This is a genomic window from Variovorax cryoconiti (assembly GCF_051216395.1).
Classification (GTDB): Bacteria; Pseudomonadota; Gammaproteobacteria; order Burkholderiales; family Burkholderiaceae_C; genus Variovorax.
On record NZ_JBPJZI010000013.1, the window covers coordinates 97,407 to 108,642 of the forward strand.

The 11,236-nt window shown below is 69.0% G+C and carries 10 protein-coding genes; all 10 read right to left on the bottom strand.

Going from position 1 to position 11,236, the window contains the following annotated elements:
- Positions 1 to 3 precede the first annotated feature (3 nt).
- Positions 4 to 987: an oligopeptide/dipeptide ABC transporter ATP-binding protein gene (locus ACSFA2_RS23680; protein WP_435457776.1), complete on the bottom strand. Its 984-nt coding sequence runs from the start codon at positions 985 to 987 to the stop codon at positions 4 to 6.
- Positions 984 to 2,027, bottom strand: a complete 1,044-nt coding sequence (locus ACSFA2_RS23685; RefSeq protein ID WP_435457804.1) for an ABC transporter ATP-binding protein — start codon at positions 2,025 to 2,027, stop codon at positions 984 to 986. The genes ACSFA2_RS23680 and ACSFA2_RS23685 overlap by 4 nt, the downstream gene beginning before the upstream one ends.
- 2 nt (positions 2,028 to 2,029) lie before the next feature.
- On the bottom strand, positions 2,030 to 2,932 hold the full coding sequence (locus ACSFA2_RS23690) for an ABC transporter permease (protein WP_435457777.1): 903 nt from the start codon (positions 2,930 to 2,932) through the stop codon (positions 2,030 to 2,032).
- A gap of 37 nt (positions 2,933 to 2,969) precedes the next feature.
- Positions 2,970 to 3,917: an ABC transporter permease gene (locus ACSFA2_RS23695; protein WP_286647684.1), complete on the bottom strand. Its 948-nt coding sequence runs from the start codon at positions 3,915 to 3,917 to the stop codon at positions 2,970 to 2,972.
- 7 nt (positions 3,918 to 3,924) lie between these two features.
- Positions 3,925 to 5,577 (bottom strand): ABC transporter substrate-binding protein, encoded by a 1,653-nt coding sequence (locus tag ACSFA2_RS23700; protein WP_435457778.1) that lies wholly within the window; start codon positions 5,575 to 5,577, stop codon positions 3,925 to 3,927.
- A gap of 49 nt (positions 5,578 to 5,626) precedes the next feature.
- A complete protein-coding gene (locus ACSFA2_RS23705) occupies positions 5,627 to 7,216 on the bottom strand; it encodes a gamma-glutamyltransferase family protein (RefSeq protein ID WP_435457779.1) in 1,590 nt (529 codons plus the stop codon).
- Positions 7,217 to 7,267: 51 nt separating this feature from the next.
- Positions 7,268 to 7,945 carry a GntR family transcriptional regulator gene (locus tag ACSFA2_RS23710; protein WP_435457780.1) on the bottom strand — a complete coding sequence of 226 codons (678 nt, stop codon included), beginning with the start codon at positions 7,943 to 7,945 and terminating at the stop codon, positions 7,268 to 7,270.
- Positions 7,946 to 8,197: 252 nt separating this feature from the next.
- On the bottom strand, positions 8,198 to 9,394 hold the full coding sequence (locus tag ACSFA2_RS23715) for an amidohydrolase family protein (RefSeq protein ID WP_435457781.1): 1,197 nt from the start codon (positions 9,392 to 9,394) through the stop codon (positions 8,198 to 8,200).
- Complete coding sequence (locus ACSFA2_RS23720; protein ID WP_435457782.1) at positions 9,340 to 10,095, bottom strand: TetR/AcrR family transcriptional regulator; 756 nt, start codon at positions 10,093 to 10,095, stop codon at positions 9,340 to 9,342. Before ACSFA2_RS23720 ends, ACSFA2_RS23715 begins: the two co-directional genes overlap by 55 nt.
- A 115-nt stretch (positions 10,096 to 10,210) precedes the next feature.
- A complete protein-coding gene (locus ACSFA2_RS23725) occupies positions 10,211 to 10,984 on the bottom strand; it encodes a ferredoxin--NADP reductase (RefSeq protein WP_435457783.1) in 774 nt (257 codons plus the stop codon).
- Between the last annotated feature and the right edge of the window lie 252 nt (positions 10,985 to 11,236).

Here is an 11,236-nt window from a genome sequence, read left to right on the forward strand (position 1 = left end):
ACGTCAGTCGTTCAGCGGGAACAGGCAGGCCACGGTGCGCGTGTCCGTGTCGGTCCGGCGCGTGAGCACCGGGTCTTCCAGGCGGCACGCCGCACGGACCTGCGGGCAGCGTGACGCGAAGCGGCAGCCCTGCGGAAGGTCGATCGGGCTCGGGATCTCGCCTGACAGCGACGCCTTCAACGGTCGCTCGAAGCTCGGGAAGGCCTGCATCAGCGCCCGCGTGTACGGGTGCAGCGGCCGGGCCATCACTTCCGCGGTCGGGCCTTCTTCCACGATACGGCCGAGGTACATCACGGCCACACGCTGGCACAGGTAGCTCGCCACGCCCAGGTCGTGCGTGATGAAGACCAGCGTGAGCCCCATGTCGCGGCACAGGTCGCGCAGCAGGTTGAGCAGTTGCGCCTGCACCGACACGTCGAGGCCGGCGACCGACTCGTCCGCGACGAGGGTGGTCGGCTCGCCCGCCAGCGCGCGCGCCACCGCCACGCGCCGCACCTGGCCGCCCGAGAGTTCAGCGGGGAAGCGGTCGGCCAGGGCGGCGGAGAGACCGACGCGTTGCAGCAGCGCGGCCACGCGCGCCGCCTCGTCGGCCGGCGGGCAGATCTTGTAGAGCCGCAGCGGCTCGATGAGGATGTCGCGCACGCGCAGCCGCGGGTTCATGGAGCCGCGCGCGTTCTGGTAGATGAAGGCGACCTCGCGCGCGAAGCGCTGGCGGCTGGCGGCGTCGAGCGTGCCGAACTCGGCCTGCCGGTAGCGCAGGCGGCCGTCGCTGGGCGGCTCCAGGCCGAGCATCAGCCGCACCAGCGTCGACTTGCCCGACCCGCTCTCGCCCACCAGCGCGACCGAGTCACCGGCCGCGATGTCCAGCCGCACACCGTCGAGCGCCTTCAGGCGGCGCGGGGCACGCCGGCCGAAGAGACCCGTGCGCGGGCCGTGGCCCACGGCGTAGGACTTCTCGACGTCGTGCATTTCGAAGAGCAGGCTCATGCGGCCACCCCTTCTTGCTCGGCCGCCAGGATGCGGTCGATTTCCCAGCAGGCCAGGCTGCGCCCGGCGCGTTGCTCCAGGGGTGGGCGCTCCGCTGCGCAGCGGGGCCGGGCGTGCGGGCAGCGGGTCGCGAAGCGGCAGCCCGCGGGCATGTCGGCCGCACCCGGCACGGTGCCGGCCAACGGTTCGAGCTGCACCGAATCGAGCTCGACCACGCAGCGGCGCAGGCCCACGGTGTAGGGGTGCAGCGGGCGGCCGAGCACGGCCTGGGCGGGCCCGGTCTCGACGATCTGACCGGCGTACATCACCGCGATGTCGTCGCACACCTGAGACGCCAGCGCCAGGTCGTGCAGCACGAAGATGGCGCTGGAGCCGAGCGCGCGCACCCGCGTGAGGATCAGCTCCATGATCTGCGCCTGGATGGTCACGTCCAGCGCGCTGGTCGGCTCGTCGGCAATCAGCAGTTCGGGGTTGCAGGCCAGCGCGATCGAGATCATCACGCGCTGCTGCATGCCGCCCGACAGCTGGTGTGGGTAGGCGGCCAGGCGCGTGCGCGCGTCGGGAATGCCGACGCTGTCGAGCAGTTCCACGGCGCGTTCGATGGCCTGCCGGCGGTCGAGCCGCAGGTGGCGTCGCAGCGGTTCGCAGACCTGGTCGCCGATGGTGAAGCAGGGGTCGAGCGCCGCCGATGCGTCCTGGAAGACCAGGCCGATGCGGCGGCCGCGCAGCGTCTGGAAGCGCTTCTCCGGCAGGCCGACCAGCTCTTCGCCGTCGAAGCGCATGCTGCCCTGCATCCGCACCTCGGGCGCCTGCAGCAGACCGATCAGCGCCATCGCGAGCGTCGACTTGCCGGCGCCTGATTCGCCCAGCAGGCCGAGCGTGCGGCCCGCGCCCAGCGAGAGCGTCACGCGGTCGAGCACGGCGTTGCCGCCGCGTTCCAGCGTGAGGTCTTCCACCGACAGCAGTGGCTCGGCGGGCATGGGCGCGGGGCGGCCGGCGTCGGCGGGCGTCGCGGCGGGAAAGCCGTTGTCTGCGTACATGCTCACCGGCCCTCCGATCGCGGCGCGAAGGCGTTGCGCAGCCCGTCGCCCATCAGCGTGAGGCCGACCAGCAGCACCGCCAGCGCCAGGCCGGGCCAGGTCGAGATCCACCACGCCATCGTGATGAAGCCGCGGCCTTCCGCGATCATCAGGCCCCAGTCCGGCGTCGGCGGCACCACGCCCAGGCCGAAGAAGGACAGGCCCGACTCCAGCAGGATGGCCGTGCTGATGCGGATGCCGGCCTGCACCAGCAGCGAAGAGGTCACGTGCGGCAGCAGGTGCCGCAGCACGATGCGCAGCTTGGGCACGCCCATCAGGCCGGCGGCTTCCACGAAGGGCAGCGACTTCACCTGCAGCACGTCGGAGCGCACGATGCGCGCGAACGGGCCGACGAAGGACACGGCCAGCGCGTACACCAGCTTGTCCACGCCCATGCCGAGCACGGCGATGAAGGCGATGGCCAGGATGATTTCGGGGAAAGCGAGGATCGCGTCGACCAGGCGCATCAGCGCCCACTCGATGCGCCCGCCGGCCAGGCCCGCGACGAGGCCGACGACCAGCCCGCCGGCCAGCCCGAGCGCCACCGAGCCGAAGCCGATGCCCAGTGCCAGCCGCGCGCCGTAGAGCAGGCGCGAATACAGGTCCTGCCCGAAGGAGTCGGTGCCCAGCCAGTGGTCGGCGCTCGGTGGCTGCAGCGCCACGGCGAAGTCCTGCACCGTCGGGTCGTGCGTGGCCAGCCACGGGGCGAACAGCGCCATCAGCGCGAAGAGGCCGACGATGCCGAGGCCCACCAGCGCGGCGGGCTCGCGCCGGATCGGGTGCCACCAGCGCTGGCGCCAGCCGGCCGCGGGCGCCATGGCCTGCAGGGCCACCGCTGAAGAAGAAGGAGGAAGGACGACGCTCATGGGTACCCGTCGATGAAGAGCATGCGGCGCTCGGGCGTCACCGCCGGCGCAGCCGCGGATCGAGCCATTGGTAGGTCTGGTCGACCAGCAGGTTGACCAGCACGAAGAAGAGCGCGGTGAGCATGATCCCGGCCTGCACCACGCCGTATTCGCGGTTGAGCACGGCGGTGGTGATCATCATGCCCAGGCCGGGGATGGCGAACACCACCTCGGTCATGACAGCACCGCGCAGCAGGCCGCCCAGCTGCAGCCCGATCACCGTGACCAGCGGCATCAGCACATTGCGCATGGCGTGCACGCCGACCACGCGCCACATCGGCTCGCCGCGCGCACGCACGGCGCCGATGAAGGGTTGGGCCATCACGTCGATCAGGCTCGCGCGTGTGGTGATGGCAATGAGGCCGGCGTAGTACGCACCCAGCGTGATGGCCGGCAGCGCCAGGTGGTGCATGCCGGCGGCGAAGTCTTCCCACGGCCGCACGAAGCCCATGGTCGGGAACCAGCCCATGCCCACGCCGAACACCCACACCAGCACGATGCCCAGGTAGAAGCTGGGCACGGCCGAGCCGAGCACCGACAGCGACGAGACCAGCCAGTCGACCGGCCCGCCGCGCCGCAGCGCCGCCAGCATGCCGGCCGGCACGCCGATCAGCAGCGCCATCGCCAGGGCCAGCGCCGACAGCGTGAGCGTGATCGGCAGCGCCTCGTACACCGCCTGCTTGAAGATGTCGGCGTGGCTGATGTACGAGGTGCCCCAGTCGCCGCGCACGAAGCCGCCGAGCCAGTTGAGGTACTGCTGCGGCCAGGGCAGGTCGAGCCCGAGTTCGCGCGTCAGCTTGGCGTGCGCTGCCGGTGAATACTCCGCGCCCAGCATCAGCGACACCGGGTCGCCCGGCGCCAGCTTGAGGAACCAGAAGGCGGCGATCGAGACCACCGCCAGCACCAGCAGCGTCTGCATCAACCGGGAGAACAGCGCACGGGCCATCGCGCGCTCAGGCCTTCAGGCTGACCGTGTGCATGTTCATCAGGTTCACCGGCACGTACTTGAAGCCGTCCACGCGCTTGTTGAAGATCTTGTAGACCTTGGTGTGCGCGAGCACGGCCATCGGCGCGTCCTGCGTCAGCATGATGTCCTCGGCCTGCTCGTAGAGCTTCTTGCGCGCGGCCACGTCGACGATCTGCGACGCCTGCAGGATCAGCGCGTCGAAGGCCGGGTTGGCGTAGCCCACGCGGTTCCACGGCATGCCGCTGAGCCATTCGGGACGAATGGTTTCGTCCGGGTCCAGGTCGGCTTCCCAGGCGGCGTCGTAGAAGTCGTAGTCGCCGGCGTTGGTGCGCTTGTTGAGTACGGCCGGGTCCATCAGCTCGAGCTTGGCCTTGATGCCGATCTTCGCCAGCATCGGGATGATGAGCTGCGCATTGCGGCTGCCGCTGCCGCCGTTGGAGGTGAAGGCTTCCGAGGCCAGGTAGACCGGCGCCACCTCGCCCTGGTCCTTGGCCTTGGCGCGGAAGGCCTGCGCCTTCTTCAGGTCGAAGAACTGGCCGCGTCCCGATTTGGCGATCGCCGGGTCGTAGAAGTTCGACATCGGCGGCGAGACCATCGAGTAGGCCGCGATCGCATCGCCGAAGTAGCCCTGCTTGACCAGCACGTCGCGGTCGATCGCGTAGGCCACGGCCAGGCGCAGGTTCGGGTCGTCGAACGGGGCGCGCTTGGTGTTCATGCCGAGGAAGGCGTAGTTGCCCTCGACCTCGCCGAAGACCTGCAGGTTCTTGTTCGCGCGCAGCTGCGACATGAACTGGAAGGGGCAGGCGTCGAGCGCATCGATCTGGCCCGAGATGAGCGCCGCCACGGCGGAGGTCGGTTCCTTGATCAGCTGGATGCTGATCTTGTCGAGGTAGGGCAGGCCCTTCTCGAAGTAGTCGGGGTTGCGCTGCAGCTCGATCATCTCGTTCTCGCGCCACTGCACGAACTTGAACGGGCCGGTGCCCACCGGGTTGCGGCCGAAGTCCTTGCCGAACTTCTCCACCGCGCGGCGCGAGACGATGGTGCCGGCGCGGCCGGTGGCGCCGTTCATGGCCACCGGGAAGAAGGCGAAAGGCTTGTTGTAGCGGATGCGCACGGTCAGCGGGTCGATGATGTCGATGCCTTCGAGCGAGGCCACCATCCAGGCGTGCGGCGAGCCGGTCTTGGGGTCCTTCACGCGCTCGATGCTCCACTTGACGGCCGCGGCGTCGCAGGCGTCGCCATCATGGAACTTGACGTCGGGGCGCAGCTTGAAGACGTGCGTCTTGTCGTCGGTCATTTCCCAGCTCGCGGCCAGGTCGGGCACGAAGCTGACCTTCTTGCCGTCGTACGCGACCTTGAGCAGGCCGTTGTAGATGTTGTTGTGGATCTTGATGGCGGCCAGCGAGCCGGTGAAGTGCGGGTCGAGCGTGTCCGGTGGCACCACCTGGCCCCACTTCAGCGTGCCGCCGCGCTTGGGCTCGGCGGCCGCCGCCACGTTCGGGCCGAGCAGCGCGGCACCACCGGCCGCGGCCGTGGCAGCCGACAGGGCGCCGGCCTGCATCACGCGCAGGAAGTCGCGCCGGCCGAAATCGGTGGCAAGGCGTTCGGCGAGTTGGCGTTTGAAATCGGGCTGGTCCATCGAAAACTCCGTTGCGGTTGATGAGAAGAGGTAAAGGAGAAGAAGTGGCTCAGTGGCCGAGCGCGCAGCCGTCCTTGCGCGGGTCGGAGGCGCCGTGCAGCACGCCCGTGTCCCAGTCGATCCAGATCGCCTGCGCGCCACCGATGGGCATCTCGGGCTTCACGAGCTCGAAGCCGCGCCGCGCGAGTTCGTCGCGCGTGGCCATCGGCAGCGTGCCTTCGACCTCGACCTGCGTGGTGCCGGGCACCGGGAACACGCGCGGCAGGTCGATGGCGGCCTGCGGGTCGAGCCCGAAGTCGAGCACCTTGGAGATGAAGTGCGCATGGCCCATCGCCTGGTACTGCCCGCCCATCACGCCGAAGGGCATGCGCACGCGGCCGTCCTGCACGACCATGCCGGGGATGATGGTGTGCATCGGCCGCTTGTGCGGGCCGATGGCGTTGGGGTGCGCCGCATCGAGCGAGAAGCTCTGGCCGCGGTTGTGCAGCAGCACGCCGCCCGGCGCGAGCTGGCCGCTGCCGAAGGGATGGAAGATGGAGTTGATGAAGCTCGCGCAGTTGCGGTCGCGGTCGACCACGCTGATGTAGACCGTGTCGCGGTGTGCCGCCGGTTGCGGTGCCGGCACATGTACCGCCGCGGCCTTCGGGTCGATGCGTGCGCGCAGCTCGTCGGCCAGGCCGGGCGACAGCAGCCAATCGGCGTCGACCGGCGTGTGCTTCGGGTCGGCCAGCCAGGCATCGCGCGCCGCATAGGCCAGGCGCGCGGCCTCGATCTCCCGATGCAGGCGGTCGGCCGACAGCGGGTCGCCTTCGGCCGCGAAGCCCGAGAGGATGTTGAGCAGCAGCAGCGCGATCACGCCCTGGCCGTTGGGCGGACATTCGACGATGTCCATGCCCCGAAAGCGCGTGCGGATCGGCTGCACGTACTCGCCGCGGTAGCGCGCGAAGTCTTCCGCCGTGTGGAGGCCGCCGCGCGACTGCAGGAACTCGACGATGCCGCGGCCGATGGCACCGCCGTAGAACGCCTCGCGTCCGCCGGCCGCGATGGTGCGCAGCGTGGCGGCGAGTTCCGGGAAGCGGTGCACCGCGCCCTCGGCCGGTGCCTGGCCGTCCTGCAGGTAGACGCGCGCGGCGTCGGCGTCGTTGCGCAGCAAGCCCGCCTGCAGCGCCCAGTCGCTGGCGCAGCGCGGCGCCACCGCGAAGCCTTCCTCGGCCAGCGTGATGGCCGGCTGCAGCAGCGCCGCGAGCGGCATCGTGCCGTGGTCGGCGGCCAGCGTGGCCCAGGCGTCCACCGCGCCGGGCACCGTCACCACATGGGGCGACTGGCGGGTCCATTCGGTCACGCCGCGGGCCTGCAGCGCAGCCGGCGTGGCCGCGGCCGGCGCCCAGCCGGAGCCGTTGAAGGCGACCACGTCGTCGCGGCCCTGGCGGGCGTAGAGCGCGAAGCAGTCGCCGCCGATGCCGGTCGAGCCGGGCTCGACCACGCCCTGCACCGCGCAGGCCGCGATGGCCGCGTCCATGGCGTTGCCGCCGGCCTGCAGGATGTTGACCGCAGCGAGGGTGGCGGTGGGATGCGAGGTGGCGGCCATGCCGTTGCGGGCCATGACCACGGAGCGGCCGGGTCGTTCGAAGTTGCGCATGAGGTGCGGTGTGGGGTCGGGAACGGAGATGGAAGAACGGTGCGAGCCGGTCTATGACTGGCGCGATGCCGCCGCAGGCAGCGGGACGCCATCGGCCATCAGCTTCTCCAGCGGCGGGATGGTGGACACGATGTGCTCGCGCATGGCCTCCTCGACCTCGTCGGGGTCGCCGCGCCGCAGCGCGTGCAGCAGCGCGTGGTGGTCGTGCTCGGTGCTGTTGGGCTTGGCCGTGTGCTCCATCCACAGGCGCATGTGCGGCTCGACGAAGGAATGCAGCGCGGCGATCTGCGCGATCAGGCGGGGCCGCTGGCTCAGGCCGCAGAGGTATTCGTGGAGGTTGCGGTGGTGCGTCACCCACTGCTGCACATCGGCACCGTGGCGGTCCATGCGCTCCAGCAGGTTCTCGACGTCGCGCAGTTCCTGCGCGCCCAGATGGGGCAAAGCCACGCGCACTGCCTGAGCCTCCAGCACGGCGCGCATCTCGAACACCTCGCGCATCTCGGCGATGGTGATGCCGCGCACCATCGCGCCGCGGTTCGGCCGGATCAGCAGCAGCCCTTCGGTCGCCAGGCGGCGGAAGGCCACGCGCACCGGCATGCGGCTGGCCGAGATGGCGACGGCGATGTCTTCGGCGATCAGCCGGTCACCGGCGCGAAACGCACCATTGCGGATGCGCTGCAGCACGTAGTCGTAGGCCTCCTGTTCGGCGCTGGCCAGCAGGCGGTCCATCAGGCGTGCGCTCCGTGGCCATCATGGCCGGTGTCCCGCGCCAGCAAGGCGACGGCGGTCCATTTGTAATATTGGATCCACGTATGCATGCAGGGCCCCGTAAGCACGGAGCGTGCCCGGCGCTTCAGGCGTGCGAGGACGCATGTCGGGCATGCGAGCGCCGACGTGGGGCGCGGCGCGCACCGTCACGTCCTTGAAAACGAGGTGGAGCGCTGGGGCGCCTGCCGTCAGGCAGCACCCCAGCGGCGGGCGTCAGTGCCCGGCGAGAACCACTGGCACTTCCGTCGCCGGCGGCGTGTTCCGGCTGCGGCCGCTGCGCACGATGCCGTCGATCATCACCATGCCCACGCCCGGGATGTCGCCGAGCGCCACGCTCTCGAGCAGGCCGGGCGCCGGCGAGTGCTGGGCGCGGTCCATGAAGACGAAGTCGGCGTCGCGGCCCACTTCGATCAGGCCGCAGTTGAGGTTGCGGATGCGCGCCGTGTTGCCGGTCGCGAAGCAGAACACCTGCTCGGCCGGGATGTTGGCGAAGGCCGTGATGAACGACACCATCCGCAGGATGCCCAGCGGCTGCACGCCCGAGCCGGCCGGGCCGTCGGTGCCGAGGATCACGCGGTGCGGGCACTTCAGCTCGATGGCCGCGCGGGCGGCGGCGATGGCCGTCTTCTCGTTGCCGTTGTGCACGATCTCGATCGCGCGCGTCGACTTCTCGCACAGCTCGCACACATGGGCCTCGGGCAGCGAGGTGTGGCCGCCGTTGATGTGGCCGATGACGTCGGCGTCGGCTTCGAGCACCACGTCCTTGTCGATGTAGCCCGAGCCCGGCACGGACGGGCCGCCCGTGTGGATGGTGCTCTGGATGCCGTACTTGCGCGCCCACGCCACCATCTCCTTGGCCTCGTAGCCGGCCTTCACCGTGCCCAGGCCCACTTCGCCGAGCAGGCCCACGCCGGCTTCGGCCAGTTCCTTGAAGTCGCTCTCGACCATGCCCTTCTCGATGACCGGTGCACCGGCCAGCACCTTCACGCCGCTGGGGCGGAAGTTGTCGTACGCGCGCTGCGCCGTGATGGCCAGCGCCTTCAGGCCGACGATGTCCTTGGGACGGCCGGGCAGGTGCACTTCGCCGGCCGAGATCATGGTGGTCACGCCGCCGTTCATCGACGAATCGATCCAGCCGAGCTGGCTCTGGCGCGGCGTCCAGTCGCCGAAGACCGGGTGCACGTGGCTGTCGATCAGACCCGGCGCGACGGTGGTCTTCTTGCAGTCGATGACGGTCTTCGCGCCCTCGACGTCGCAGTCCTTGTACTTGCCGACCGCGGTGATCAGGCCGTCGACCACGACGATGGTGTCGGCGTCGAGGATGGGTTGGTCAATGTCGCCCGAGAGCAGCAGCCCTATGTTCTGGATGACGACCTTGCCCGACTTGGCGCCGGCTGCGATTTCTGCCATTTGATGTCCTCGTGGGGAAGTGTGGGTTCTGGGTTTTCGTCTGAGCGCACCGTGCGCAGCAGCGTTTCGATCACGAAATCTTCCCAGTGCGTGACCGCGGCCGGCAACTCCAGCGGCTCGCCGAGGAAGGCAGTGAGCGTGTGGCGGTTGGCCGTGTAGAAATAGCCGGTGGCGGCGATCAGCAGGTAGACGTCGCGTGCCACCAGGTCAGTGCGAAAGAGCCCCTGCGCCGCACCGCTCCGAAGGATCTCCGAGATGATGGACACCGCGCGCGACGAGTACTCGCGCGCCCGCAGTGATTTCGAGATGTGCCGGCCCTTGTGCAGGTTCTCGGTGTTCAGCAGCGTGACGAACTCGGGGTTCTTGCGGTAGTAGCCGAGCACGAAACGGATGACCGCGGTGAGCGCATCGACCGGGCGCGTGGTGTCGAGGTCGAGCGCCGCCTCGGCATCGTCCATGCGCTGGTAGATGCCTTCGAGCACGGCGATGAAGAGGCCTTCCTTGCTGCCGAAGTAGTAGTAGATCATCCGGTCGTACGACTTCGCGGCCTTCGAGATCTTCTCGACGCTGCCGCCGTCGTAGCCGTACTTGGCGAACACCTTGGTGGCCGCTTTCAGGATCGCATCGCGCGTGGCCTGCGCCGCAGCCTCGCGCACGCCCGTCTTGCGCTGGGGCTTGGCTGCGGGCTTGCGGATGGTCATGCCTTGGCGCAGTGCAGGAGTGTTTGGACCATGCCAGCGACATCCGCGGGACTGGCTTTGCCAGACCGCAGGATGTGCCCCCCCGGGGGGGAGCCGCGCAGCGGCACGGGGGGGGTCATTTTTCAGCGAAGGCGCGTTCGACGACGAAGTCGCCGGGGGTGCTCGTGTTGCCTTCCTTGAAGCCGCGGCCTTCGAGCATGTGCTTGAGGTCGACCAGCATGCCGGGGCTGCCGCACAGCATCACGCGGTCTTCGGCGGCGTTGATCGGTGGCAGGCCGAGGTCGTCGGTGAGCTTGCCGCTCTCGACCAGCTCGGTGATGCGGCCCATGTTGCGGAACTCCTCGCGCGTGACGGTCGGGTAGTACAGCAGTTGCTTTTCGATCAGCTCGCCGAGGAATTCATGCTTGGGCAGGTGGTCGATGACGAGGTCGTGGTACGCCAGCTCGTCGACCTGGCGCACGCCGTGCACCAGGATGACCTTCTCGAACTTTTCGTAGGTCTCCGGGTCGCGGATGATGCTCATGAACGGTGCGAGGCCGGTGCCCGTGCCGAACAGGTACAGGCGCTTGCCCGGCAGCGTGTAGTCGATCAGCAGCGTGCCGGTGGGCTTGCGGCCCACGATGATGGTGTCGCCGACCTGAATGTGCTGCAGCTTCGAGGTCAGCGGGCCGTCGTCGACCTTGATGCTCAGGAACTCGAGGTATTCCTCGTAGTTGGCGCTGGCGATGGAGTAAGCACGCAGCAGCGGCTTGTTGTTCACCTTGAGGCCGATCATGGTGAAGTGGCCGTTCGAGAAGCGCAGTGCCGGGTCGCGCGTGGTGGTGAAGGTGAACAGGCGATCGGTCCAGTGGTGGACCGAGAGAACGCGTTCTTCGCTGAATGCACTCATGAATGACTCGATGAAAAGTGGACGAAATGGCGGGCGACAAAGGCTTGCGAACGGGGCTGGCGGCCCTAGCCCGCAGACGCCGGCTGAGGCCGCCCAATTGTCGTTCACCGCATGCACCAGGCCGGTGAGCCCAGGAAAACACCCATGCAAACATCGGGCCGGATCGGTAGATTCCGGCTCATTGATGTAGTGAACACCACATGAACGTGGAGCGGATGCTACACAAATGACAAATTACGCACAAGCGTGAAA

What these genes read in the sequence shown, in the direction of transcription:
- ACSFA2_RS23680 (WP_435457776.1), bottom strand. Translation starts at nt 987, where the DNA reads ATGAGCCTGCTCTTCGAAATGCACGACGTCGAGAAGTCCTACGCCGTG.
- ACSFA2_RS23685 (WP_435457804.1), bottom strand. Translation starts at nt 2,027, where the DNA reads ATGTACGCAGACAACGGCTTTCCCGCCGCGACGCCCGCCGACGCCGGC.
- ACSFA2_RS23690 (WP_435457777.1), bottom strand. Translation starts at nt 2,932, where the DNA reads ATGAGCGTCGTCCTTCCTCCTTCTTCTTCAGCGGTGGCCCTGCAGGCC.
- ACSFA2_RS23695 (WP_286647684.1), bottom strand. Translation starts at nt 3,917, where the DNA reads ATGGCCCGTGCGCTGTTCTCCCGGTTGATGCAGACGCTGCTGGTGCTG.
- ACSFA2_RS23700 (WP_435457778.1), bottom strand. Translation starts at nt 5,577, where the DNA reads ATGGACCAGCCCGATTTCAAACGCCAACTCGCCGAACGCCTTGCCACC.
- ACSFA2_RS23705 (WP_435457779.1), bottom strand. Translation starts at nt 7,216, where the DNA reads ATGCGCAACTTCGAACGACCCGGCCGCTCCGTGGTCATGGCCCGCAAC.
- ACSFA2_RS23710 (WP_435457780.1), bottom strand. Translation starts at nt 7,945, where the DNA reads ATGGACCGCCTGCTGGCCAGCGCCGAACAGGAGGCCTACGACTACGTG.
- ACSFA2_RS23715 (WP_435457781.1), bottom strand. Translation starts at nt 9,394, where the DNA reads ATGGCAGAAATCGCAGCCGGCGCCAAGTCGGGCAAGGTCGTCATCCAG.
- ACSFA2_RS23720 (WP_435457782.1), bottom strand. Translation starts at nt 10,095, where the DNA reads ATGACCATCCGCAAGCCCGCAGCCAAGCCCCAGCGCAAGACGGGCGTG.
- ACSFA2_RS23725 (WP_435457783.1), bottom strand. Translation starts at nt 10,984, where the DNA reads ATGAGTGCATTCAGCGAAGAACGCGTTCTCTCGGTCCACCACTGGACC.